Annotated in this window: 20 protein-coding genes and 1 riboswitch; of the genes, 8 read left to right on the forward strand and 12 right to left on the reverse strand. The window is 47.5% G+C overall.

The annotated features are described in order from the left end of the window. Positions 1-10: 10 nt before the first annotated feature. The 3 genes from J0A67_RS11010 to J0A67_RS11020 all read left to right on the forward strand — a co-directional run bounded on the left by J0A67_RS11010 (position 11) and on the right by J0A67_RS11020 (position 2,655). Positions 11-583: a 50S ribosomal protein L25/general stress protein Ctc gene (locus tag J0A67_RS11010; protein ID WP_206569383.1), complete on the forward strand. Its 573-nt coding sequence runs from the start codon at positions 11-13 to the stop codon at positions 581-583. 81 nt (positions 584-664) lie between these two features. After that, a complete protein-coding gene (pth, locus tag J0A67_RS11015) occupies positions 665-1,225 on the forward strand; it encodes an aminoacyl-tRNA hydrolase (RefSeq protein ID WP_206569384.1) in 561 nt (186 codons plus the stop codon). A gap of 61 nt (positions 1,226-1,286) precedes the next feature. Next, a riboswitch (SAM riboswitch) is annotated at positions 1,287-1,390 on the forward strand. Positions 1,391-1,488: 98 nt separating this feature from the next. Beyond that, complete coding sequence (locus J0A67_RS11020; protein ID WP_206569385.1) at positions 1,489-2,655, forward strand: trans-sulfuration enzyme family protein; 1,167 nt, start codon at positions 1,489-1,491, stop codon at positions 2,653-2,655. 60 nt (positions 2,656-2,715) lie between these two features. Here J0A67_RS11020 and J0A67_RS11025 read toward each other — a convergent pair whose 3' ends face one another. The 4 genes from J0A67_RS11025 to J0A67_RS11040 all read right to left on the reverse strand — a co-directional run bounded on the left by J0A67_RS11025 (position 2,716) and on the right by J0A67_RS11040 (position 6,561). Next, positions 2,716-3,174, reverse strand: a complete 459-nt coding sequence (locus J0A67_RS11025) for a CBS domain-containing protein (RefSeq protein WP_206569386.1) — start codon at positions 3,172-3,174, stop codon at positions 2,716-2,718. 118 nt (positions 3,175-3,292) lie between these two features. Next, positions 3,293-4,831 carry an FG-GAP repeat domain-containing protein gene (locus J0A67_RS11030; protein WP_206569387.1) on the reverse strand — a complete coding sequence of 513 codons (1,539 nt, stop codon included), beginning with the start codon at positions 4,829-4,831 and terminating at the stop codon, positions 3,293-3,295. A gap of 6 nt (positions 4,832-4,837) precedes the next feature. Continuing rightward, on the reverse strand, positions 4,838-5,575 hold the full coding sequence (locus J0A67_RS11035; RefSeq protein ID WP_206569388.1) for a copper homeostasis protein CutC: 738 nt from the start codon (positions 5,573-5,575) through the stop codon (positions 4,838-4,840). Continuing rightward, positions 5,572-6,561, reverse strand: a complete 990-nt coding sequence (locus J0A67_RS11040; RefSeq protein WP_206569389.1) for an isoaspartyl peptidase/L-asparaginase family protein — start codon at positions 6,559-6,561, stop codon at positions 5,572-5,574. Before J0A67_RS11040 ends, J0A67_RS11035 begins: the two co-directional genes overlap by 4 nt. 84 nt (positions 6,562-6,645) lie before the next feature. On the opposite strand from J0A67_RS11040, the gene J0A67_RS11045 reads away from it, so the two are divergent. Then, positions 6,646-7,407, forward strand: a complete 762-nt coding sequence (locus J0A67_RS11045; RefSeq protein ID WP_206569390.1) for a creatininase family protein — start codon at positions 6,646-6,648, stop codon at positions 7,405-7,407. Here the strand turns inward: J0A67_RS11045 and J0A67_RS11050 are convergent, their stop codons facing one another. The 4 genes from J0A67_RS11050 to J0A67_RS11065 all read right to left on the reverse strand — a co-directional run bounded on the left by J0A67_RS11050 (position 7,408) and on the right by J0A67_RS11065 (position 18,300). Continuing rightward, positions 7,408-10,932, reverse strand: a complete 3,525-nt coding sequence (locus J0A67_RS11050) for a VCBS repeat-containing protein (protein WP_206569391.1) — start codon at positions 10,930-10,932, stop codon at positions 7,408-7,410. Between the two features lie 130 nt (positions 10,933-11,062). Then, positions 11,063-12,796, reverse strand: a complete 1,734-nt coding sequence (locus J0A67_RS11055; RefSeq protein WP_206569392.1) for a RagB/SusD family nutrient uptake outer membrane protein — start codon at positions 12,794-12,796, stop codon at positions 11,063-11,065. A 51-nt stretch (positions 12,797-12,847) separates the two neighbouring features. Continuing rightward, positions 12,848-16,138 (reverse strand): SusC/RagA family TonB-linked outer membrane protein, encoded by a 3,291-nt coding sequence (locus J0A67_RS11060; protein WP_206569393.1) that lies wholly within the window; start codon positions 16,136-16,138, stop codon positions 12,848-12,850. Between the two features lie 455 nt (positions 16,139-16,593). Further along, the gene (locus tag J0A67_RS11065; RefSeq protein ID WP_206569394.1) at positions 16,594-18,300 is read right to left on the reverse strand and encodes a tetratricopeptide repeat protein; all 1,707 of its coding nucleotides are present in this window, start codon (positions 18,298-18,300) and stop codon (positions 16,594-16,596) included. Between the two features lie 138 nt (positions 18,301-18,438). Here J0A67_RS11065 and J0A67_RS11070 point away from each other — a divergent pair, with 138 nt between their 5' ends. Further along, positions 18,439-18,657, forward strand: coding sequence for a PspC family transcriptional regulator (locus tag J0A67_RS11070; RefSeq protein WP_077347269.1), 219 nt, complete (start codon positions 18,439-18,441; stop codon positions 18,655-18,657). Here the strand turns inward: J0A67_RS11070 and J0A67_RS11075 are convergent. Next, entirely contained in the window at positions 18,654-19,655 is a 1,002-nt protein-coding gene (locus tag J0A67_RS11075) for a glycosyltransferase family 2 protein (protein ID WP_206569395.1), read from the reverse strand. The genes J0A67_RS11070 and J0A67_RS11075 overlap by 4 nt on opposite strands. Positions 19,656-19,742: 87 nt before the next feature. Continuing rightward, entirely contained in the window at positions 19,743-20,078 is a 336-nt protein-coding gene (locus tag J0A67_RS11080) for a YbaB/EbfC family nucleoid-associated protein (RefSeq protein ID WP_206569396.1), read from the reverse strand. Positions 20,079-20,264: 186 nt separating this feature from the next. Here J0A67_RS11080 and J0A67_RS11085 point away from each other — a divergent pair, with 186 nt between their 5' ends. Then, entirely contained in the window at positions 20,265-20,546 is a 282-nt protein-coding gene (locus J0A67_RS11085; RefSeq protein WP_206569397.1) for a hypothetical protein, read from the forward strand. Here the strand turns inward: J0A67_RS11085 and hisS are convergent. Next, a complete protein-coding gene (gene hisS / locus J0A67_RS11090; RefSeq protein WP_206569398.1) occupies positions 20,534-21,904 on the reverse strand; it encodes a histidine--tRNA ligase in 1,371 nt (456 codons plus the stop codon). The two genes, J0A67_RS11085 and hisS, sit on opposite strands and share 13 nt — an antisense overlap. Before the next feature lie 166 nt (positions 21,905-22,070). Here hisS and J0A67_RS11095 point away from each other — a divergent pair, with 166 nt between their 5' ends. Next, on the forward strand, positions 22,071-22,214 hold the full coding sequence (locus J0A67_RS11095; protein WP_206569399.1) for a hypothetical protein: 144 nt from the start codon (positions 22,071-22,073) through the stop codon (positions 22,212-22,214). 54 nt (positions 22,215-22,268) lie between these two features. On the opposite strand, the gene J0A67_RS11100 is transcribed toward J0A67_RS11095, so the two are convergent. Continuing rightward, the gene (locus J0A67_RS11100) at positions 22,269-23,135 is read right to left on the reverse strand and encodes a LysR family transcriptional regulator (protein WP_206569400.1); all 867 of its coding nucleotides are present in this window, start codon (positions 23,133-23,135) and stop codon (positions 22,269-22,271) included. A 138-nt stretch (positions 23,136-23,273) separates the two neighbouring features. On the opposite strand from J0A67_RS11100, the gene hutH reads away from it, so the two are divergent. Beyond that, a complete protein-coding gene (hutH, locus tag J0A67_RS11105) occupies positions 23,274-24,839 on the forward strand; it encodes a histidine ammonia-lyase (protein ID WP_206569401.1) in 1,566 nt (521 codons plus the stop codon). Positions 24,840-24,849: the final 10 nt, after the last annotated feature.

Genomic DNA, 24,849 nt, shown 5'->3' on the forward strand with positions numbered 1-24,849 from the left:
ACAAGTACATATGAAAACACTAGAGATTATAGGGTTTAAAAGAGCAAATCTCGACAGTGCCGCTTTGAACGAAATCAGAGATTCAGGCAATGTTCCCTGCGTGGTTTACGGACCTGGTATTCCTGAGCAAGTTCACTTCTACTCTCCGGCTATCCTTTTCCGCGACTTGATTTACACTCCAGAAGTTCACTTGGTTGAACTTAACGTAGAGGGTACTATCATCAAGGCCGTATTGAAGGAAGCTCAATTCCACCCAGTAAGCGAGGCGCTGCTTCACGCAGATTTCATGGCTTACACTGAGGACAAGGCTATCAAATTTGAGATACCTGTGAAGATCGAAGGTAGCTCTCCTGGTATCGCAAAAGGTGGTAAGCTGGAATTCAAAACCAGAAAACTGAAAGTAAAAGGTATCGCAGGCAATCTTCCTGACTTTATTTCTGTAGACATTTCCAACCTTGACCTTGGTAAGTCTTTCAAAGTAGCCGAGCTGAAGCCAGAAGGATTCGAAATCCTTACTTCGCCAAATGTATCCGTGGTGACTATTGGTATTCCAAGAGCACTCAGAGGCAAAAAAGGAGAGTAAACCAATTCTTGCAGAAACCATTAATCCTGTCCCCAACCGGACAGGATTTTTTTATTTTCGAAGTTCAGAAAATCTAAACCTATGAAATACCTGATCGTGGGATTGGGCAATATCGGCCCTGAATACGAACTTACCCGACACAACATCGGATTTCTGACCCTTGACAGACTAGCCGACAAGCAAAATGCTACCTGGAAAAGCGACCGCCTCGCCTTCAAGACCGAGATAAAATACAAGGGCCGTACCCTTCATCTCATCAAGCCCACGACCTACATGAATCTGAGCGGCAAGGCTGTAAACTACTGGATGAAAGAACTGAATATCCCCAAGGAAAACGTGCTGGTCATCGTGGACGAAGTCGCTATTCCTTTCGGAAAGCTTAGAATGAGGGGCAAAGGAAGTGCGGCTGGACACAATGGCCTGAAAAATATTGAAGCCCTCACCGGAGGCCAGGACTACCCCAGGCTTCGGATGGGAATCGGCGACAATTTCCCCAAAGGAAGACAAGTCGACTATGTCTTGGGACGGTTTACCCAGCAAGAGTTCGACGAGCTCCCGATCATGATGGACAAGGCAATCGAAATGATACTTGGTTTTTGCACGATCGGGATCGCTCAGACGATGACCCAATTCAACGATTGATTGGAGGAGAGATTTGGAAATACGCAATTCTCCAGCTTAATTTGCAGCACTTCAGGAGACTGATTTATAAAGAAGAGGCGAGAGACTAGGCTCGATGACCCTCTGGCAACCATCCCCATGCAGGTGAAAGGTGCCAAATCCTACCCTTAGCGGGAACTATAAATTGGCGTATTCACTACTACCCCACTTTCTGGTTCAAATTCTGCGTTTGGGAAAATTCTTTTTCAGCCCTGGCTTTATGTTGTATTCCAAACTTCCAAACCATGAGTCACTTCGAAACCGACGCGATCCGAATCCAAAGCCGCTCTGACCAGCGAGAACATTCCTCCTCGATAATTTTAACTTCAAGCTTCACCTTTGGCTCGGCAGAGGAAGCCAGGGCAATGTTTGCAGAAGAGATTCCTGGCAACATCTATTCCCGATACGCCAATCCCAACTCCTCCGATCTCATCGAGAAAGTTTGCATTGCGGAAGGCACCGAGGACGGCATCGCCACCGCCTCCGGTATGGCGGCGATGTTTGCGTCAATAGCTTCCCTCCTTCAGCAAGGCGACCACATTTTGGCTTCCAGATCCCTTTTTGGCTCTACGCACCAGCTTCTCACCCGCGTATTTCCCAAGTGGGGAATCACTTCGTCTTATGGAGACATTTCCGACTATCAAAACTGGGACAAGCTGGTACAGCCCAATACCAAGATGCTGTTCATCGAGACACCGTCCAATCCGGGCTTGGAAATCATCGATCTAGAATGGGCCGGAAACTTCGCAAAAGCACACAACCTGATCCTGGTCGTAGATAATTGCTTTGCTACCCCCTATCTTCAGCAGCCTGCAAAATGGGGCGCACATATAGTGGCGCATAGCGCGACGAAATACATCGATGGCCAAGGAAGAGTCATTGGGGGCTTGATCTTGGGAAAAAAGGAACTGATCAAGGAAGTGCAGTTTTTCACCCGGCACACGGGCCCTTCCATCTCCCCATTTAATGCTTGGATCTTGGCAAAAAGCATGGAGACACTTGCCATCAGAATGGATCGCCACTGCGAAAATGCGCTGAAAGTCGCCAATTATTTCGAAGGAAATCCGGAGCTGGAAACCGTGAAATATCCATTCCTAAAGTCCCATCCCCAGCATGACCTTGCCTTGAAACAAATGAAGGCTGGAGGGGGAATCATCACGCTGACCCTGAAGGGCGGTGGCACTCGCGCGCAGCGATTTATCGACCAGCTACAGATGGTCTCCATCACACCCAATCTGGGCGACAGTCGTAGCATCGTGACACACCCTGCCTCCACGACCCATAGCAAGCTGTCTCCAGAGGAGCGGGCACAAGTTGGAATCGTGGATGGACTAGTGAGGTTGTCTGTAGGGCTGGAGCACTGCGACGATATCATCAAGGACGTGGAGCGGGCGATCGAAAAGTCAAAATAAACGATCACCATCTCGACAAAAGCAAAAAGGCTCCGAAAGTTCGGAGCCTTTTCGCTTTTGTCACCAGGTGGTATGCCTGAGTTTCGGAAATGCGCGAATCACATCGCTCAGGCTGATTTGCCCAACGAGATGTCCGTCTTTTATCACCGGAAAACGTCTGAACTTGCTTTCTAGAAATTTCTGGGCGACATCAAAAAGAGACATGTCGGGGGATACGGATACGATCGCGGTACTCATATGCTCTTTTACTTTGGCCGGGAACCTGACCGTGTTGGTATATTTCCCCCTGATGATTTCCGCCAGGCAATCTGTTTGGGAAATAATTCCGACCAGAGCTCCGGATTCATCCAAGACCGGACCTCCAGAAATTTTGCGTTTGGTTAAAACTTCCAGCACTTGGTCTATTGAGTCATCAGGACTAAAAGTAGCAAGATTAGTACTCATCTGGTCTTTGACCAAAATCTGCTGTACCGGGGCTTTCGGCTCCACCTCTCTGACCCCTTGAAAACTTTTTACCATAGCTTATTATTTAAGGAAGAATAATAAGATACTGATTTCTAGAGACAAGAGAAATAATAGAACGAGAATTAAATCCAATACAAGGATTTATTCCGGCCAAACCCGAATCGTCAGTTGATTATTTGAGCAGGTTTCTAAGTACAGCAAACGGAGTCCAATGGGAAGTCGCTGGTCTGTACAGTTCATCAAAGGCAAACGTGCCAACCACCAAGTCTACATCGCCATCCAAATCCAGGTCTCCTTTTGAGATCGTCAGCCAGTGCAAATCTGGTGTGTATTCCATTACAAAGGGGTCAAAATCTCCCTTGGAGCTCTGTCTGAAATAAACCAAGTTCTGCTTTGGCCTCTGCGTTTTGTCTGGAAAAAATGAAATCGCAACTAAATCCTGCCTACCATCCTGATCGAAATCCCCTACTTCCAGAGCACTGGCACCATGCATGGGATAGAACCAACTCTCCTCAAATTCCCCCGATCCGTCGTTCTCAAAGATTCTGACACCGTGGTAATTCTTCAGGATTTGCGAAAGATCGGCATTGTCGCCATTGACTAGAATGAGATCAGGATGTCCGTCGCCAGTCATATCCTCATATCGAAAATCACTGGATCCAAATGCCGGCTGAAAAGTCAGAAGGCTCTCCTCCCGGAATTTACCTGAGCCTTGATTTTCGAATAGCACAATGGCTTCCTTAGCCTGGGTCATCAAGGCTAACATATCCAAGTCTCCATCCCCATCAAAATCAACGGCGATTGTACGTCTGGCCCCCGGATCTTTCTTTAAAATCAACTCTTTGAACCCAACAGAATCGGACAAATAGAGACTCAGCTTTCCGAGATGGTTGCCAAAGTGACTGATCGCGTGATCCTCCCTTCCATCCCCGTTCCAGTCGGCAAACTCCACATGCACTGGCCGCATCAACTTTTCTTCGATCGGGCGGATCACCCAATTATCGCCGGAGTGGGAATAATTTGCCAAAACTCCCAAGGAGTCATTGGCAGGATCCATCAATCCGATAGAGAGTAGATCAAAGGTCCCGTTAGTGTTCCACCTCAATTCCACCGGCGCAACCGGAGTCGGGATCGAATCAAGCTGCGCAAATCCGTTTTTCGAATCCAGGACAAAAAGAGAACGAAAACGATGTCCAAGCCACAGTTGACCAGACTCCGAATGTACCTTCAGCATCGTAGTTAGGCTGGACCGCACAATTGGGAATTGGGGCACTTCAAGATCAAATCCCGGAATACCCAATTTGGGGCTTTGCTTATCGGCTTGCACAATGGGCTTTTCCGGCGCGTTTTCAAGGTAATAGGTCAAAAGTTTCTCCCACTTCTCTCGGGTGATCATCGGAGTTTTGGAATAGATACCTTCAGGAATTCCCTCGTCCTCGGGCAGTGCAGTTCCAAAATCCTCCGGGAGATACAAGCCCATGCGCTTTCTCATATCCGGCAATACCTTGCTTTCCCAAGTCACCTTGTCCAAAACCTCAGGCTCTGGTTTCACATGGCATGCCGCACAATAGCCATTTGCCAACTGCTCGCCAGAGAGGTCCAAGTCGGAATTTGCCAGTTGCTGGAGACTCGGAGACGGCTGTTTCCGCTCGGCGATCTGCCCGCAACTCCACAGCGTCAATCCCAAAAGACAAACTAGATATCGCCGCATCGTTCCTTACAACACTTCTTTGAACTCCCTCACCTGATTCGGATCTACACCAAAATGCATCGTATAATCCAAGGGCATGGAAGAAAATGAAAGTCCAGAGTTGACAAACTCATTAGGCGAGGGCTTGGCAAGTTTGCAGGATGCATGAACTTCCTTCAAATAACCACTTTTCTTCAGGATTGGGATGTGCTCAGCTTTAGTTCCGCCTCCAGGCATGATGATAATGCGACCGCCGGCTTTTTCGAGCAGACGCTGAATCATCGGCAAACCTTCGCTTAGGGAGTTTTTTCCTCCCGAAGTCAGGATCCGCTGAAACCCCAAATCCACGATCTTTTCCAGTGAATCATCCAGATCTGACGAAGCATCGAAGGCTCTGTGAAACGTGCAAGGCTTATCCCCCACTGCCCTCAGCATCATCTTGCAGGCCGTTTCATCGACCTTTCCCTTTTGGTCCAAGATCCCAAAAACAAAACCGTCCGCGCCTAACTCCTTCAGCAATTGGATGTCTTGCTTCATCACGATGAGTTCCTTCTGCGAATAGACAAAGTCCCCTCCACGGGGTCGGATCATCACAAATACCGGAATATCTACTTCACTTTTCAAAAAGCGCAGCATTCCCGCACTAGGAGTTTCGCCTCCCTCTGGGAAGTTTGCGCATAGTTCCAATCGGTCTATTCCAAACTGCGCCGCTTCGAGCGCTCCCTGTAGGCCAAAAACCGGGGCTTCAAGTAAGACTTTTGTCATTGCTTCTTGAAATGAGAACCAGAGTCGATCAACACGTTTCCCGAGTTGGTGGCTTTCGCAAAATTGAATCCCGGATGAACGGCATAAGCGCCGGTCTCTCCCTCCTTGTTGATTGCCAGAAATCCCGCTTGTATATCTTTGATATCCTTGTTTTTTGAGATCAATCGGCGCACGGCTTCCTCGCAGGCCTCCTGTGGAGTGCGACCTTGGCGCATAAGCTCCACGATCAAAAAGCTTCCGCAAATTCGGATAATAGACTCTCCGAGTCCGGTGGCAGTGGCGGCTCCGACCTCGTCATCCACATATAATCCTGCCCCGATGATCGGGCTATCGCCTACTCTTCCATGCATCTTGTAAGCAAGTCCACTGGTGGTGCAGCTGCCTGCCAATTTGCCATTGGCGTCCAACCCGATCATGCCAATGGTATCGTGGTTTTCTATGTTGATGATAGGCTTGTACTGGCTGTTCACTTTCCATTTGTCATAGGCCTTTTGGGCATTTGGGCTGAGTTTTTCCTCTTCCAAAGGAAAGCCTTGGGCGATCGCAAACTGTCTGGCTCCTTCGCCCACAATCATCACATGGGGTGTTTTCTCCATCACCGCCCTGGCCAAAGAAATTGGATGCTTGATCTGACGAACGAAAGCGACCGACCCACAGGACCCGTCCCCAGTCATGATCGATGCATCCAGCGTGGCGATTCCCTCGCGGTCAGGCAAACCCTGTAGACCAACTGAAAGATTGGTCAAATCAAGTTCGGTGTTCTTTACACCTGCTTCTACAGCGTCCAAAATACTTCCCGTGTCCTCCAGCTTTGCCCAAGCATCCGCATTGGCGGGAAGGCCATGGTTCCATGTAGACAGAATGATCGGCTTTTCACCGATGGCTTGCTTACCGGTAGCAGGAACGTTAAAGGCTGAGGCCACACCGGGCAAAAAAACGGCAGACCCGAGCAGGGATTTCTTGATAAACTTTCTTCTTTGGGACATGAACTGTATTTTAGAAATGGGTTTCAAATTATGAATTTGGCCCTAAAAATCCCCTTCTTCTTCCTAAATCCAAAGAACAATTACATGAGACCCTATATCCTGAAAGAAGTAAACTGGAAAGACCTCAAAACCTTTCGATATGATCTGGCTATTCTTCCCTGGGGTGCCACCGAAGCGCACAACTACCATATGCCTTATGGGACAGATATTTACGAGGCGGATGGGATTGCTGCTGAGGGAGCGAAAAAGGCTTGGGAAAAGGGCGCGAAAGTCGTAGTCTTGCCTTGTGTCCCCTTTGGTGTCAACACAGGCCAAAGCGATATTTATCTCGACATCAACCTTAATCCCAGCACACAGCTGATTATTCTCAAGGATATCATCGAAGTTTTGAACCGACAACGCCTCAAAAAACTCCTTATCCTCAACAGCCACGGAGGCAACAACTTTCAACCCATGCTCCGCGAGCTGGGGCTAAAATTTCCAGAGATGATGCTTTTTACCTGCAATTGGTTTCAATCCCTAGACAAAAGCAAATACTTCGAAGAAGCGGGCGACCATGCCGACGAAATGGAAACCTGCCTGATTCAGCACCTCCATCCCGAGCTGGTCTTATCGCTGGACGAAGCCGGAGATGGCGTGGAGAAAAAATCCGTGATCCGCGGAATCCGGGAAAAATGGGCATGGGCTGAACGTAAATGGTCTGAGGTCACCGAGGACACAGGGATAGGCAATCCAAAAAAAGCCTCCCCTGAAAAAGGGAGGCGTTATTTTGAGGATGTCACTGACAAGGTCGCAGAGCTCATCCAGGATATATGTGAAGCCAGGGCAGGCCAGCTCTATCGCTGATCAGTTTCTGGTAAAAACATCTGCGGGAATCAATTCCCCCTTATAATTGATCATGACTGCTGATTTGGCACCTTTTGGAAAAGTGATTTCCCTGGAAGACTGCGATGCAAAGCCAGATCCCAAGCCAAGGTCGTAGCGCTGCATCTTTCCGCTTTCCAGCTCTAAGATCACCGCCATGACATCCTGCCCAAAAGCCAATGTTTTTCCTTCTTGACCTCCGGCCTTGAAGGCAAGTAGCTTGCCCCTGTTTTGGGAAGCCAAATAGAGGGGAGAGCCTTGGACAGCGCTCAGCTTCACCAAAGCCTTTGCATCACCGGGCACCACAAAGCCACTTTCCATGGGTCGTACAGCTTTGAATGTCCCCTTTCCATCTCCCAGGAGCAAAAGTCCAACAGAAGCATCAAGCCTACCGATGAAGATCTCATTTCCGTAGTCATTTCCCACGAGCAGAATGTCCATAAAACCGTCTCCATTGACATCATCCGTGACAATACCGTTAGTCGGGGCCATTTGCGCCATCACTGGCAACTCGTGTACTTTGAATTTCCCATTGCCCAGGTTTTCTACCCAAACTGTACGGTCATAGTTACCCGTCAGGATTTGTACATCTTTCTTCTCCTCTTCGGTAAAAAAAGACTGCTCCGTACTCAGGGCATAGTATTTATAGCGCTCAAATTTCCTTCTGAACATCGGGCTTTGACCGTTCAGATCATCCCAGAAATGGCTAGGGAAGGAATTGAAAGCGCCTCCTTGTTTATCCTTATAGAACGCAAAAGTCACCGGGTCCACACTTCCGTTGTTGTCAAAGTCCTTGGCATAGATTTTTAGCGGCCGCTCGGCATTGGGGTGATGGGAGTTATTGCCTCCGAGATTCCCAACAACAAAGTCAGAGTCCCCATCTTGGTCAAAATCCGCGCTTGCAATGGAATTCCACCAACCCTGGTAGTTTTCCAGCCCAGAGTCGGCGAGTTTTTCAAACACATCTCCCCGGTTGATGAATATGGTAATCGGCATGAGCTCTCCCACAACAGTCAAATCCACCTTTCCATCACCGTTGACGTCCGACCAAATAGCATCGGTAACCATACCGACTTCCCTCAGCCCAGGAGCGATTCTGTCCGTCACATCGGTCATTTGCCCGTTTTCATTTTTTAGCAGAAAGCTTTTCTCGGCGATCGGAAATTTCCCGATTGGGCTCCTTCCTCCTACGAAAAGGTCGATGTATCCATCACCATCGAAGTCCGCACCACGTACAACGCTCCCATTTGCTTTGACTGAGGAGAAATTCTGATCCAAAGTGAAATTTCCATTGCCATCATTCAGATATATTCTATCCGTGTACTCCGCAGCATCAGGCAAAAATTCGGCGCTACCGCTGACGAGATAAAGATCAAGATCACCGTCATTTTCCACATCCAACACAAGAATCCCCGTCTCTTCGAAAACCGTGTTTTGTCCAGGCAGCAATTCCTTTTCAAGGAAACTTCCATCTCCCCGCTGTGAATACCAAACCGGGGCAAATCCAGAAGACGATCCGATCACCAGGTCCTCAGTGCCATTCCCGTCCAAGTCTCCCACTGCAAGCGCCGGCCCAAACTGGCTCAGCTTATGCGGCAGTGTACGCTGAATATTATAATCGATCTTATCATCTTCCTGATGCTGGTAGGAAATGCCCAGCTCTTCGGAGATTTCCGAAAACATCCTTCCAAAACTCCCCAGATCCAAAATTGCAACCGAATCCTTGGCAACATCGGATGAAGCATAATCCACCTGAACCACCTGATTTGACTTGACATTTTCGAAAGTGGAACGCTTGCCATCCGGCCATATCACCAGTAACTCGGGCGCTGAGTTCAAAGAATCCAAACCAAAATGAAGAACCTCCTCTATAGATGACATATATCCTCTCGCAATCTGCATCTCTTGATAAAGGAAATTCTCGGGAGCAGTTTTTACGAGCACCTTCGCGCCCAGTCCCTGGGGATTCCCTTTGGGCCCCTTGAGCTTAACTCTCAGATAATTTGAGCCACCTTCCTTTTCATTCAGCATGTTTTCGAAAACAAAAGCTGGGTCATTGATATTGTTGACTACATAGTCCAAGTCTCCGTCCAAATCCAAGTCCACCAAGGCCGATCCATTGGAAAAGGAAGGAACATTCAGACCCCAAGCCTCGCCGCTGTCCTCGAATCCAAGATTGCCGATGTTTCGGTAAGAGTAGTTTGGGATTTTGACGATTGGAATGGAGTCCAAGAGTTGCCTTGTGGAGGCGATGTTGCCCACGTCTGCGCGATAATTAGCGAAGTCTTTGTCCGTGATGTCCCTCGGAAAACCATTGGTGATCAGTAAATCCCTCAACCCATCATTGTCCACATCCCCAAAAAGCGGTGCCCAGCTCCAGTCCGTCTGATAAATGCCCGCCATCAGTCCGATTTCGGAAAAGGGAATTCCTGGACCATTATTCACATGAAGCATGTTGCGAACGTATTGATATTCGTAGCCAAATTGCTCGTTGTTGAGGTAGGTCTGATAGACATTCTTACCGATTGTCGTTTTCTTTCGGTAGTTGTCCTCACCCAACATGTCGATCGTGACCAAGTCGGGAAGTCCATCGTTGTTGAAATCGGCTATGTCTGCCCCCATCGAAAACTGGCTCTGATGCCTTAGATTTTCCTTGGTCTTATTTGTAAAAGTTCCATCTTGATTGTTGATATAAAGAATGTCATTGGTGATATAGTCATTGCTGACATGGATATCAGGCCAGCCGTCATTGTTCATGTCCGACACCACCAGTCCCAGTCCGAAGCCTTCGAAGACGATCCCAGCCTCAAGGGTCACATCAGTGAAGGTGCCGTCCCCGTTGTTTCGGTAGAAGCTGTCATTGTTGATTGCCGAACCGTCGGTTACTTTGGGACGGAAATTGGTCGGCTTTGCGGACAATTGCTCATTGTTGAGCACATACAAATCCAAGTCTCCATCGAGGTCACAGTCCAAGAAAGCTGACCCCATGCTATTGCCCGAATCGGCTATGCCGTACTTCTCAGCCATTTCCACAAAAGAAACATTGCCGGAAGCATCTTTACCCTGATTGACAAAAAGCAGGTTGTTTCGCTCTCCAGAGCCTTTTTTCATTGCCGTCGCTACATAGATATCCGGCCATCCATCGAGGTTGATATCGACGATTACACTTCCCGTACACCATCTATTGGCCGCAGATACCCCTGAGCTCTCCGAGATGTCTCGGAATTTAAAATTTCCCTCATTGATGAATAGTCGGTTTGCGACTTGATTACCGGTAAAAAACAAATCCGGGAGACCATTCTGGTCAAAGTCTGCTACTGCTACTCCTCCTCCGTTGAAAATATATTCATCAGTCAGAATATTAAAGGAGTCGGACTCTATGATTTCGTTGTTGAAATGAACTCCTGTTTCGTCCGGTGATTTCAGACTGAATAGTGAAGAATCTTTCTTGCAGGCGGTGAAAACAAAAGCAATAGAAAGGATTATCAGGGTAACAAAATACTTCATGGGTAATTTTGGGGATAGATAGGGCGGTTCAAATTAGCATTTTCCCGTCTGTAGAAAAAAACGATCGGCAGTAAAAAACAAAAAAAGAGGAGGCGAACGCCTCCTCTTAATTTCAAGCATACTGGGATTTTTAGAACCCTGGGTTCTGAGTCAGAATATCAGCTCCCACCAAGTCAATCTGATCTTGTGGAATCGGAACCCATTTGTATGTCTCAGTGTATTTTGCACCGCCTCCCAATGCAGCAGGCAACTTTACTGCATCATAAGCCAAATAGAAATCCAGCTCGGCTTGAGCTGTACCCCAACGCTGCAAGTCATAGAATCTATGGCCTTCCATACCCAATTCCAACAGCCTCTCGTGACGTACCGCTGTCTGCGCAGCAGCTTTGTCAGTCCAAGGCGCAGAATAGGTATTGATCACATAGTTAGCCGCCATGGTACCGTCACTTCTCATTAGCTTGGAGTTCATCGCACGGGTTCTGACACGATTGACATATTCCCTTGCTTTTTCCAGGGAGCCCACTTCGATTTCCGCTTCAGCGGCCAACAAAAGCACATCGGCAAAACGGATAATCATGAAATTGATACCGGTATAGCCTGGAGTCCAAGAAGAGTTGTCCTGATAGGAACCCTGCTCTGACTTCTCATAGACATACTTTTTAGGGGAATAAGGCCCGCCGTTGGGTTGGTTACGGATCCAAGCATTGCCTGGGTGATCTTGCCAATCCAAGTAAGGAAGTCCCCTTCTGCCTACGGTGTGATCCAAACGAGGATCCAACGGACCAGCATCAGGGGTGAATGCCGCGCCAGAAGCTACACCCATATCACTCTTAACTTCATTGGCAGGGCTGTTGTAAGATTTATCCAGCAACGGCAAGCCATTGGATGTTCTGAAAGCATTCACAAAGGTGAAGCTTGGCTGGAAGAATCCGCAGCAGTTACCCGGACCAGAAGGCCCCGTATTGTAAGGGAAGTTGAGGTCAAACTCTGGGTTTGCATTGTTCACAGAACCTGTGTTGGCTGCAGCTTGATATGCCCAAACCGACTCCTCATGGTTGTCGTTTGCCGCACGGAATGCATCGTCATAATAAGGCACGAGGTCATACTTCTTCCCATTCGAAGTGACGCCATTGGCGATGACATCGTCGAAGAGCGTTTTGGCTTTGCTGAATTCTTTGGTGTACATGTACACTTTTGCCAAATACGCCTTTGCAGCCCATTGGTTAACCCGGCCTACTTGAGCCTGGGTCGCTGGAAGGTTTGCTACGGCATATTCCAAATCCGCAACAATGAACGGCCACAACGGCTTGTCATTTTTGACATCTTCAAGGCCACTTCCATAGTCTACGGTTTCATCCACGTAAGGAGTCTGATTGTAGTCTCTTGCCAGTTCGAAATAGAAATGTGCCCGGAGAAATCTCGCTTGGGAAGAAAGACGTGTAATATCCGCCGGAGTGACATCCGGTGCAGGATTTTGGAGCAGTCTCAGCACACTATTGGCTCGGGCGATGCCTTCGTAGCAAACGTTGTACTTCGAGCCCATTTCTCCCCCTGCGGCGTTGTTTTCATAGCGTTGGATTGGATTGATCGTACTAAAGTCACCAGGGTCAGTTCCCTTGTTGGCTTCACCACCTCGGATACTTCCCCAAACCCAGTTGGAGGGAGATCCCAGTCTGTTTGCACGACCGTTGACTTGGGAGTAAACCGCTATCAATGATGCATCAAGACCGGCCAGTGTACTCAACTGACTTTCTGACAACTGTCCAACCGGAGGGATCTCCAGAAACTCGTCGCTACAACTCACCGCAACCATCATGGCTCCGGAAACGAGCAAAGCGCCTATTTTTAATTTATAGTTCTTCATTTGTCTAATCTATTATAGTGTCTATAAACGATTCAAATTTTCTTGTACTGCTTAGAAGCTAAGGTTCAAACCGAAGGTCCAACCACGGGTAACAGGATAGTTACCTACGTCAATACCAAAGGTCAAGTCAGCATTGCCACCAACTTGGGGATCCAGCCCTTCGTATCCAGTAATTGTAAACAAATTGTTTACAGAAGCAAACACTCTCGCTCTTTCCATCTTCCACTTTTGCAGCAAAGAAGCTGGGGCGGAATAACCCAGCGTCAAGTTCTGCAATCTCAGGTAAGACCCATCTTCTACATAAAAAGAGTTCGAAACATCTGAGGTAGAGAAGTTTGCTGTTCTTTCCACAATAGGAATTTCTGCATCAAGATTTTCAGGAGTCCAGGAATCTTTCAAGCGCTCGGAAATCGCTGCTCCTTCAAATGTCTGGAAGAAGTCGGTAAACCATTTCGACTGGTTGAAGATCTCGTTTCCAATCGAAGTGTAGAGGTATGCAGAAAGGTCAAAGCCTTTGTAACCTAAGGTGAAGTTCAAACCTCCGGTAAAATCAGCGACAGGACTTCCCATAAATACCCGGTCTTCAGGGGTGATGGAACCGTCACCGTTTACATCTTCAAACTTGAAGCGACCAGGAGCTTTTCCTGGTTGAGCTGCATGGGAGTTCACATCCTCCTCGTCCCTGAACAAGCCAATAACATTGTAGCCAAAGAATGAAGAAAGCGGCTGTCCAACCGCATTTCTGATTGGCTCAATACCCCTAAAGCTTGGATTGGCGTTTGGTGAAGTAATAAATTCCAAATCTCCCGACAGAGCGACAATTTCATTTTTCAAAAAACTGCCGTTAACAGCAAGTTCATAAGTTAGATCTGTCGATAGATTACCTCTAGTGGACACCAAGAAATCAAGACCTCTGTTCAGCATTTCACCCACGTTTACTGCTGGAGCGGAAACGTTTTGAGGGCTACCCGCAGTCAATGGAATTGGAACCTGGAACAACAAGTCTTTGGTATCCTTTTTCCACCAGTCGAAGATCACATCCAAGCGGCCGTTGAAGAACGTTCCGTCCATACCGATGTTTTGGGTAACGGCGGTTTCCCACTGGGCATTGGGGTTACCTATACGGGATCTTCTAAAACCGATCACGGCACCGGAGTTGCTGCCCGTGATATCATAGGAGGAAGCTCCTACGTTACCTGCAAACAATGAATACTGATTATTAGGATCAACGTTGTTGGAGTTACCCATCTGACCCCAGCCCCCGCGGATCTTCATGTCGTCGATCCAAGTGGCTCCCTGTAGGAATGATTCAGAAGAAATTCTCCAGGCTGCAGAGAACGCTGGGAACACCCCGTATCTTGAATTCTCACCGAAACGGGAAGAACCGTCACGTCTCACCACCGCGCTGACGATGTACTTGTCGTTGTAGGTATACTTCACTTGTCCAAAGTAGGATGCGAAGTTTACTCCCTTAAACTGGGAAGAGTTTACCTGTCTGGTACCTACTGGGAGGTTGGAGATGGTGATGAAGTCCGGATCTTGGGAGAAAGGATTCTGTCCGACAGCATCAATATTTCTCCCTGATCCTGTATTGAGAGCCTCTTGGCCCAATAGTACATCAAAGGCATGCAGGTCGATTTTCTTCTTCCACGCCAAGGTGTTGGTGAAAGTCCAACCAAACGAGAAGCCTGAGCCTTCGCCATAGCCGAATGCAGAGTTGTTTTCAGAGTTCTCATACTGCAAGCGGGTGTAGTTCCAGTAATAGTAGTTGTTGTACTGGCCACCTATGGAGGTTCTAAAAGTCAGATCATCGATGATATCCCACTCCCCATAGATGTTCCCAAACGCGGCAGCATTAAAGTTTCTATTATCAGCAATCCCGTCCCTGTTCGCTATCGGGTTTCTTGGGTTGTTGAAGCCTCTGGAAGCAGTACCTGCATATCCTCCAAACTCGTCATAGACAGGGATAATAGAAGGCATACGGAAGGCCTGGAGGATGTCGTTTTCGTCTCTCGAAACGCCACGACCGCCTTCGCCACCCGTTTGACCTAATCTTTGGAGGTATGTGCCCTGGAAGTTTTGGCCGATTCTGATTCTTTTGGTTACGTCAAACTCAGAATTTGCCCGCAGGGAATATCTACTGAATTTGTTATTGGACATAATTCCTTCCTGCTCTTGAAGGCCGAATCCGACATAGAATCTGCTGGTCTCTGAACCACCATTGAAACCGAGAGAGTGTCTGTGAAGCGGAGCTGGGGCAGTAAGCTCATTGTACCAATCGGTACCTTCTCCAGTCGCAGCTCTTGTCAATTGACGAACGGTTCCTTTGGTAGGATCGATGTTGTACCACTCCTGCTGCTGCGCAATCTCGGCAGCTGAAAGCGGTCCCGGCTGGCCGGAAACAACCGTCAAATTCCCTTCTGCATCTTGTGAAATCATGCTGAGGTAATAAGGCATCACCGGTGATGTTCCTGTGCCGAATTGCGGATGCTCGTATTTTGCAGGAACACCGTTAATTCTTGCAGTATTGGTCTCAGCAAGCCAAGTATAAGTGGCAAAGTCTTGGGGATTCATCATATCCAAGCCTTTTCCTGGATCGGTCACACCATACATACCATTGTAGTCGACTCTAAGCTTCTTGTTTCTTGCACCGCGCTTGGTGGTATAAACGATTACACCGTTTGCAGCACGTGCACCATAGATGGAAGCAGCAGCAGCGTCTTTCAATACTGTTGTCGACTCGATGTCATCCGGATTTAGGAAGTCAGTAGAGCCGGTTGGCAAACCGTCTACGATATAGAGCGGTTCGTTACCCCCAAAGGCACCGAAACCGCGAACACGGATGATGGAAGAAGTACCAGGCTGACCGTTGGTAATTACGGTTACACCGGACACACGACCTTGCAGGGTTTGCTCGACGTTACCAGTAGGGATTACCGTCAAATCTCTAGGATCCACGGTGGCAATCGCACCGGTTGTTTCTCTCCTTGAGTCAATGGAGTAACCGGTCACAACCAGTTCTGTCAGCGTTCTTTCATCGGGTGCCATACTAACATCGATGACGCTGCGGCTTCCGACTACCTGCTCGATGGCAGCGTAGCCAATAAAAGAAAATACCAGGGTAGCCTGGTCATTGGCGACACTGAGGGAATACTTCCCGTCAATATCTGTAGCGGTTCCGGTTGTAGTGCCTTTCACAAGGACCGAGACCCCCGGAAGGCCTACCCCGAACTCATCTAGAACCGTACCCGTCACGGTTTTTTGCGCAAAGGCAGCACCGGCGGATAGGACTAAGAGCGTAAGGCACACACTTAGAATTTTGTAAACATTTTTCATAAACATAGATAGATTGGGTAACAAGATTAATCTCAAAAACTTATTAGTTAATTGATCATGCAATCGTTTGCGATTATTCTCAAAATAATTGCAATAGACTTCTGCTTGAATTTCAAGACGCTATTGCGATTACACCTTGGTCGATTGACCGGCTTATAAAACCAGAAGGTTTGAGTGCATCGGGTGATGCTGATTGGGGGGGGAAGGGAACTATTCTAGTGTAAAATAGATCATAGGCTTGAGTTTAGGGTTTAAATGTTAATTGTTAATCGTCAATGTTAAATATTCTAAAACAATTTTCAAACCTCAACTCAAAAATAAAATTCCGAAAAGGACTCCCATTTTCACTTTTTCAGAAGTAGACGATATTATTCGCCAAAATTTCAATTTTATCCTTCAATCTTTATAAAATTTTCATTTGTGTAAAAGTCCTATTATCTCAAATGATTACAATAGACATTCTATTTCTCCGTCAGTGCCGCGGCAAACTCTGAAGATTCCCGGATCTCGTAGAATAGTGGATCCGTGTAGGCTCGGCTTGCTAATTGGCGATTACTTTCAATCGCTTTTTTCAACTGAATAAGGGCTACTTCCTGCTGCCCTCCTGCTGCCGCAATCATCGCTAGCCCGTAGTATCCGTACCCAAAACTCCGACCTTGGATCACCGATTCCTCAAAAGCCATATTGGCATTCGGGAAGTCCCCCAACATATAGTAGGCTATTCCTTTGTTGAAAAAATCCTTCGGGTCGGTGAATCGGTAGTCAAACCTAAGAGTCGCAAGCTTATAATCCCCTCTCAAAATATCCAAAGCTCCCCTGAGTGCCTCATTATGCTGCAAAAAATTCGGATTAAGCGACATGGTTGATGCATCGGACAGTTTTTTGTACGCCTCCCAGTAGTCTCCCATCAGCGCCAAAATCTGGCCTTGGTTATGAAGCGTATGGGGAGTTGGCTCTATCCGGTAGGCTTGGGCCAGCAGTCTCAAGGCTTCCTCCCAAAGGATTTCTTTGGATCCTTGATCGAGAGTCCTCTGAGCCTGGCGCATACGCACCACCGCCATATTATTATAAGGTAGGGGAGATCTAAAAAACTCCGTCATTTTGGAATAGATCGCCGCTTTTTCCTCAATACTCTGAGTAGATTCTGCTGCAAGGGCCCATTCAGCAAAAGAAAGTGCATTGGTGCCGTCATTCTTCGTAAGCGCCTCTTTCAATTTGATCGACTGCTGCATGTCCAGTCCTGCCCGTGGCTTGGACGTGATTTCGACCCTGGCAGCCCGGAGTCTGGGATATAGATCCTGTGCCACCTGCGAAAACCCCGGAATCTTTTTCAATCTCTCGTTTTGCTCCAGATAGCTCTCCTGGTTCATGAGTACAGCATAGAGTTCATCTTTGCGATTGGTGGAAATTCCCTTATAGTCCCGGAGCAACAAACGAAGATCAAACCAGTCATTCCTTCGTGAATCCATCTTAAACTGCGATTCAGATAGTCGGCTTACTCGGGCTCCGAGCATCTTACTGACCGACTCCGCCCGTTTCATTCCCAAGGAAGCATCTCTCCCCTCGCCGATTTCCGGAGATTGGAGGCCAGTGATCTTGAAATCCTGCACATCTGGATTTGCCTCCAAAAATGCATCAAGCCTTTTAAGCGTCGCCAAATTGGCATCACTAGACTTGTATGCCGAGGAGCCGAGATCAAACAGAAAAGAAAATTCCTCATTCCTTATCAGCTCCTTGTCCAATGCTCCGGAAGTAATGAAAAGCCCGACGACTGGTATCGGCTCATCCGGATAGACTTCGCCCAATTTGACCATCAGCTGAGGCGCTATGACGCCTTTTGCGAGGACTTGCTTTTCAAATGGTTTCAGGTCTTCTTTTTTTCCCTGGTAGAAAAAAACCTCGAGCGTCGCGCCCGTCATCCAAGGTTCAAACTTCAGCGAGAATCGGCCTTCATATTTGTAGCTAGCGACCTCCCTTTTCAGTTCCAGCTCCCCCAATGACAATTCATTGCCTTCCGCATGGTAGCTTAGAGAAACTTTGGGGTTCTTCGGAGTGAGGACTGATTCAATGGGTATGGTCCCCATGACAGTGAAGCGGATTGAGTCTCCTTCAAGTTTCAATTTGGAAGGCGTCAGCTGCACATCCTTCAAAAATTTGTTTTCAGGCACTATTCTTGATTTTGAAAACAAGGGTTCGCTTGAAAGTAAAAATAAGATGACCAGGATGTTAAACATTCGGTTATTAAAATGATTTATAGATTTCAAACCCATTTTCTGCTAATTTTAGATCGAAAATACTACCACACCATGGAAAAACTGAAACTGTTCTTTGAAGAGAGGGCCTTTGGGGTTTGCTCTCGATTGGGAGAAAAACTTCACTTTCCCATAGACAGCATACGCCTTTTCTTCATATACTCCTCTTTTGTGACCCTGGGATCACCAATCATCCTCTATGTAAGCATGGCGATGATGATGAAGATCCGCAAGTATTTTCGCAAGATGAACAATCCGGTTCTCTTTGACTAAAGATCAGAAAACACCCGCTTTCGCAAAATCAGATAATTCCAAAATATAAAACGTATCGGGCCGGAACTGGACTTTTCCATTTCCGGCTTTTTTGTTGGCTTGGCAAGCAAACCCTTTTTCCTATAGAAGTCTCGATACCCTCTCCAGATGGCTGAGGCAAAGTCTTTTCTTCCTTTCAGTAAATATCCCAGCGCAGCAGTCATTTCGAGGATTGACTTAGCCACAATTATTCCAAAAACTCTCCAGCCGGATACATTCTTGTAAACCATGCTGAGATTGTTTCGAATATTCAAATAAAGCTTGTTGGGACTAGAGCGATCCAAAGTCGCCCCACCTTGGTGAAAAACCGTCACCCTGCCAAGACACCCCACCTTCCGTCCAGATCTCCTGAATCTCCAGCAGAGGTCAATCTCTTCCATGTGTGCGAAAAAATGTGCATCGAAGCCCTCTTGCTCAAAAAAATCCTTTGCCCGGACTACGAAGCAGGCTCCCGATGCCCAATCCACCTCTACGGCATCATCGTATTGCCCATGATCCTGTTCGATATTTTCCCAAATTCTCCCTCGACAATAGGGATAGGCCAAGTCGTCCAAGTATCCACCCCCTGCACCTGCATAGTCGAAATACCTGCGATCCTGCCAAGAGAGAATTTTGGGCTGTAGAGCCGCGTAATCGGGGTGTCGGTCCAACCAATCTATTAAATTCCTATCCCAGTCCGCGGTGACTTCCACATCGGAGTTGAGTAGGATAAAAAACTCATATTCCCCCTTCAGCCTTTCCAAGCCCCAGTTATATCCTCCCGCGTAGCCAAAATTGGACTCGAGAGCAATCAGCTGAACCTGGGAAAACCCAGCTTTCAAAAAATCCAGCGAACCGTCTGGGCTGGCATTATCGACTACCCAGCAGTCAAAGATGCTATGCTGGAGAACAGAGGGCAAGAAGACAGGCAATACCTGCCTGCCGTTATAGTTCAAGATGACGATGGCCGCTTTTTTCATCCGTTTAGGTTTGAGTAGCACTAGCCACCTGGAACCCCGCTTGCGCGGAGAGTTTTCCGCATCTGTTCACCTGAACCATACTCGATTTCATCCGAACATGCTTCCCAGATCCATCCCGGGAATATTTGGCAGCATTCCTTCTGTCGCCTTTTTCATTTCCTCCTTGATCTTCACTTCAATGGCCTCCATCGCCTTGTTGGTAGCGGCCACGATCAGATCGCTGAGCATTTCCTTATCCTTCGGGGTAAGTAGGGACTCATCCATCTCAATCTTCAGTACCTTCCGATCTCCATTGACGAATACTTTGACCATACCAGCTCCGGATTCTCCCTCTGCGGTCAACAGAACCAGACGGGACTGTGCCTCTTTGATCTTCCCTTGGGCCTCTTTCACCTTGCCCATCATTCCCATGATATCAAACATATTTCTTACGTTGTTTAAGCTCTAAATTAATCCTTTGGAGACTCCCGCTCCTTTTCAATTTCAATTTACTTGGCAGAAATCTACCTCAAGGTAGGTCGGCATACCTCGACCGAAATTCTTCCAAATTTCAGGTAAACTTTTATCCAGCATATCCAGTAAACACTAGTATCCAAACTCCACAACCACATGAATACCACTGTATTAATCCCAAAAGAGCAAATCCCCCTGCTGTCCTTTTCTAAGAAGGAAGTCATTTCCGACCTTACGGCAAGAAACGAAAGACTATACAGTCTTTTTCGATCCCAAACCCTCGGCAATCTGCTCCAAACTAAGGTGAAGATTACATTTGAGGCCGCGGACGAGCAAATCTACACCGTGGACACGACGGTTTGGGCGGTAGGAAACAGTTTTATTTCCCTAAAAGGCGGCATCTACCTTCCAATCAGCTCTATCCTTCACATTGAATAGCCAACTGATTGAATTGCAGCTGACACATCCATCTTTGCCTGCTCTCCTGAAGCCATATTCTTCAGGGAAATAGTTGAAGTTTTTATCTCGTCATCGCCACATACTCCGACAAAAGGAATCCCTTTCTTGTTGGCGAAATCAAATTGCTTCTGAATCTTAACGGCATTCGGATAAATTTCGGTTTTGATTCCCGCGTTGCGAATTTGGTTTAGAAGACCAAGCGCATAGGTAAAGCCCTCCTGATCGAAATAAGTCAAAAGCAGACGCGTGCTGCTGTGGCTTTCTGCAGGAAACAGCCCCAACTCGTCCAGTACATCGTACAACCTGTCCACGCCAAAGGAAAAACCGACTCCTGAGACTCCTGGTAAACCAAAAACCCCCGTGAGGTTATCATATCGACCTCCACCGCTGACTGATCCAATCGACACATTGTGAACCTTCACTTCGAAGATCGCTCCGGTATAATAGGACAATCCGCGTGCAAGCATGATATCAAAATCCACATGATCAAGATCCACTCCCATCTGCCTGAGGATGGCGAAGACCTGCTCCAGCTCCTCCACTCCTTTAAGTCCAATCTCGGAACTTTTCAGGAAGCCTTTCAGAAATTCCAGCTTTCCAACTAGGTCGCTTTCCAAAGCAACCAAAGGCGCCAGATTGGAAATCGATGTATCACCAAAGCCTCTTTGGGCAAGTTCTTCCTTCACCTTCTCCCATCCTATCTTGTCTAGCTTATCGATAGCGACACAGAGCGGGCCTTCCTTTCCAGCCTCCCCTATCGCTTCAGCTATTCCTGTAAGGATTTTCCGGTTATTGAGCTTGATGCTGTAGTCCTTTAGGCTAAGCTTTTCAAAGACTCGTCGGATCATGAGGATAATTTCCGCCTCACACACCAGACTGTCCGTTCCGACCACGTCAGCATCACATTGGTAAAATTCTCTATATCGTCCTTTTTGAGGTCGATCTGCTCTCCAGACAGGCTGGATTTGATAGCGCTTGAACGGGAAAGTCAGCTCATTACGGTTCATCACCACGTATCGGGCAAAAGGAACCGTCAAGTCATAGCGAAGACCTTTTTCAGAGACCTTATTTAATATCGCTGAAGCACCTTTTTCCAAATCCTCAGCTTTCACGTCTTTGATGAAATCCCCACTATTGAGGATCTTAAACAACAGCTGATCTCCCTCATCCCCGTACTTGCCGGTCAGCGTGCTGAGGTTTTCCATGGCGGGAGTCTCGATCTGCTGGTAGCCAAAGAGCTGAAAAGTTTCCTTGATAGTATCCAGAATGAACGTCCTTCGGGCCATCTGCACAGGGCCAAAATCTCGGGTGCCTTTGGGCAAACTCGGCTTTTGCATGGGTGATTTTTGGTAAATGAGCCCCAAATTTATTCAAAAATCACTAAAAGCCTGTCCGAAACCTCTTATAAGTCTGGAATAAAATCTCAGGATTTGTAGGCAAAGAAAAATTGTTTCCTTACTTTTGCGCTTCGTTTTGAATCCAAAAATTTAAACATATACAGCCATGGCCGTTACTACACTTAAGAGAAAACTAAAAAGAAAAAGACAGAGCCAAACTGCTCGTGTGATCAAAATCAAGCAGTTGAGCGCTAAGCCGGTGATCAAAAACGTAGACATTGAAGAGCTTAAAGCTTCTTTCGGTAAGTAATCACCAGTCTTTTTGAAGATATTTAGGCGGCCAATGGCCGCCTTTTTTTGTTTTCTACACCAAGGGCAGAGCCCATTTTAAAGCCGGATTTCTATTCCCCAGCTTCCAGATTACCGAAAGCTCAGTAAACTGTGAAATCCCCTGAATCTCCATAAACCGGACGTTCAGATCATAGCCGACTTTCAGTGAACTCGGTACAATGGCAACTCCGAGTCCATTTTCCACCAATCTAAAAATCGTCAGCGCGTGGACAGATTTGTGTCTGACTTTGGGTGAAAAGCCTGCATCTCGACAAATCCCCATGATTTGTTCATAGTAGTAATTGGAGTAGTCGCTGGAAAAAAGAATGAACGATTCCTCTCTAAATTGCGACACTGACTTGAAGCTTGCTTCGTCGATCGCATGAACAGCAGGCACAACCAGAGAAAAGGTATCCCTGAAAACCGGCCTCATTTCCAAATCTTCCGGCACGGACGCCAGCCGGACAAAACCCAAATCCAGCTTGTCCTTTTGGACCATTTCCACCTGAACCGAATTGCTCAGCTCTTCCAGACTCGTGGCGATCCCCGGCTGTTCCGAGTTCAGCCTTGCCAATAAGTCCGGCAATATCCTGTTGGATGCGGAACCTAGGAAACCGATCCGCAGCTCCCCCACTTTTCCCGACTCGATCAGCTTGAGCTGATTCTTGGCTGCCTCCAAGTGATTGATCACAAAGTCGACTTCACCTTTCAAAAACGCTCCCGGAATCGTCAATTCCACATGTTTTTTATCCCGCTCGAACAATCGAACGCCGAGCATCTCCTCCAGCTGCTTGATTTGTCTACTTAATCCCGGCTGAGAGATAAAAAGACGCTCGGCTGCTTTTCGGTAATTCAACTCCTCTGCCACTGCCTGGAAATAGAAGAGATGTCTTAGCTCCATTGATAACTTTCGGTTATTGTATGCTGACAAAAATAGTATCAAAAAGCATCATAATTAAGCGCTAATTTTGGAAAGAATATAAACCCCACATCAGACCTGTCAGGTTTTAAGCCCTGACAGGTTTATTCCGTAACATCCATGAAAACATTCAACTACGGACAGGATCACCTCACCGCTTCCCTCGCACTCAAACTCGCCAGAAAAGAAATCAAAGGCACATTGAGCCCGGAGACTATTGAAAAAGTCAGCAAATCTGCCGAGGCGGTCGCCCAAATTGCGCAAGGCGAAGCAGCGGTTTACGGAATCAATACCGGATTTGGCCCACTTTGCACCACGAGAATTTCTGCAGAGGACACGGCGACCTTGCAGGAAAACCTGCTAAAAAGCCATGCTGTAGGTCTTGGCGATTGTATTCCGGAGGAAATCTCCCGTCTGATGTTGGTATTGAAAATCCATGCGTTGGCACAAGGTTTCTCCGGAATTCGCATGGATACTCTGGAAAGAACCCTCTGGATGCTGGAAAACGACGTAATCCCGGTCGTACCAGAGCAGGGATCGGTCGGAGCCTCAGGCGACCTGGCTCCACTCTCCCATTTGTTTTTGCCTCTGATTGGAATGGGAAAAGTACATTTCCAGGGAAAGATCACGACCGCTAAAGCGGTTTTGGCCCATTTTTCTAAAGATGCGTTGACTCTCGGGCCAAAAGAAGGGCTGGCATTGATCAACGGAACCCAATTTATGGCTGCCCATGGCGTCAAGATTGTCGACAGACTGCACAATCTACTAACCCATGCCAGCATCACCGGAGCGATGATGATCGAAGGTTTGATGGGATCGATCAAACCGTTTACCGCTGCCTTGCATCAGCTGAGACCCTTTGTCGGTAACCAACATGTTGCCCAAACCATTTTAAACCTGCTTCACCAGTCAGAAATCGTCAATTCCCATCTTCATTGCGCGCGGGTTCAAGATCCATATTCGCTTCGATGCATGCCGCAAGTTCATGGCGCAAGCTGGAACGCTTGGCGACACCTCAAGGACAGCATCGAAACAGAGATCAATTCGGTTACCGACAACCCTGTGGTTTTTGATGCAGAAAACACAGTTTCAGGGGGTAATTTCCACGGACAACCGATCGCATTACCATTGGACTATGCCTGCCTGGCCGCATCTGAAATTGGAAGCATCTCCGATCGTCGAATCTATCTTTCTATCGAAGGTGACACCCCAGGGGTGCCCAAACTTCTGCTCAAGGAAACAGGGCTAAATTCCGGTTTGATGATTCCTCAATACACCACTGCTGCTTTGGCCTCCGAAAACAAAGGGCTTTGCTTCCCCGCTTCTGCAGACTCGATTCCGACTTCGCTCGGACAGGAAGACCATGTCAGCATGGGAAGCATAGGCGCGAGAAAAACCCTTCGGGTAATTGCCAACGTGGAAAAAATCCTCGGAATCGAGCTTTTCTACGCCGCACAAGCCATGGATTACCATGCGCCGCTCAAGTCCGGAAAGATCATGACTGCGATTTATGAGCGAGTGAGAAAAGACATTGAACCAGTAGTTTCCGATCGTATTATGTACGAGGACATGGAAACGGCCATCGAATTGATCAAAAGCGGCGAGTTGGTTGACTTGGCAAAAACTGTAGCTGCATCCGAAGGACTTGCATTCGAAACTGCTTGGAGCCAAACATTTGAATATTAAGCTGAACTTG

The sequence above is a fragment of the Algoriphagus aestuariicola genome, assembly GCF_017254835.1.
GTDB classification, from domain to species: Bacteria; Bacteroidota; Bacteroidia; order Cytophagales; family Cyclobacteriaceae; genus Algoriphagus; species Algoriphagus aestuariicola.

Coding starts and splice junctions, on each gene's coding strand:
- J0A67_RS11010 (WP_206569383.1), top strand. CDS start 11: ATGAAAACACTAGAGATTATAGGGTTTAAAAGAGCAAATCTCGACAGT.
- pth (WP_206569384.1), top strand. CDS start 665: ATGAAATACCTGATCGTGGGATTGGGCAATATCGGCCCTGAATACGAA.
- J0A67_RS11020 (WP_206569385.1), top strand. CDS start 1,489: ATGAGTCACTTCGAAACCGACGCGATCCGAATCCAAAGCCGCTCTGAC.
- J0A67_RS11025 (WP_206569386.1), bottom strand. CDS start 3,174: ATGGTAAAAAGTTTTCAAGGGGTCAGAGAGGTGGAGCCGAAAGCCCCG.
- J0A67_RS11030 (WP_206569387.1), bottom strand. CDS start 4,831: ATGCGGCGATATCTAGTTTGTCTTTTGGGATTGACGCTGTGGAGTTGC.
- J0A67_RS11035 (WP_206569388.1), bottom strand. CDS start 5,575: ATGACAAAAGTCTTACTTGAAGCCCCGGTTTTTGGCCTACAGGGAGCG.
- J0A67_RS11040 (WP_206569389.1), bottom strand. CDS start 6,561: ATGTCCCAAAGAAGAAAGTTTATCAAGAAATCCCTGCTCGGGTCTGCC.
- J0A67_RS11045 (WP_206569390.1), top strand. CDS start 6,646: ATGAGACCCTATATCCTGAAAGAAGTAAACTGGAAAGACCTCAAAACC.
- J0A67_RS11050 (WP_206569391.1), bottom strand. CDS start 10,932: ATGAAGTATTTTGTTACCCTGATAATCCTTTCTATTGCTTTTGTTTTC.
- J0A67_RS11055 (WP_206569392.1), bottom strand. CDS start 12,796: ATGAAGAACTATAAATTAAAAATAGGCGCTTTGCTCGTTTCCGGAGCC.
- J0A67_RS11060 (WP_206569393.1), bottom strand. CDS start 16,138: ATGTTTATGAAAAATGTTTACAAAATTCTAAGTGTGTGCCTTACGCTC.
- J0A67_RS11070 (WP_077347269.1), top strand. CDS start 18,439: ATGGAAAAACTGAAACTGTTCTTTGAAGAGAGGGCCTTTGGGGTTTGC.
- J0A67_RS11075 (WP_206569395.1), bottom strand. CDS start 19,655: ATGAAAAAAGCGGCCATCGTCATCTTGAACTATAACGGCAGGCAGGTA.
- J0A67_RS11080 (WP_206569396.1), bottom strand. CDS start 20,078: ATGTTTGATATCATGGGAATGATGGGCAAGGTGAAAGAGGCCCAAGGG.
- J0A67_RS11085 (WP_206569397.1), top strand. CDS start 20,265: ATGAATACCACTGTATTAATCCCAAAAGAGCAAATCCCCCTGCTGTCC.
- hisS (WP_206569398.1), bottom strand. CDS start 21,904: ATGCAAAAGCCGAGTTTGCCCAAAGGCACCCGAGATTTTGGCCCTGTG.
- J0A67_RS11095 (WP_206569399.1), top strand. CDS start 22,071: ATGGCCGTTACTACACTTAAGAGAAAACTAAAAAGAAAAAGACAGAGC.
- J0A67_RS11100 (WP_206569400.1), bottom strand. CDS start 23,135: ATGGAGCTAAGACATCTCTTCTATTTCCAGGCAGTGGCAGAGGAGTTG.
- hutH (WP_206569401.1), top strand. CDS start 23,274: ATGAAAACATTCAACTACGGACAGGATCACCTCACCGCTTCCCTCGCA.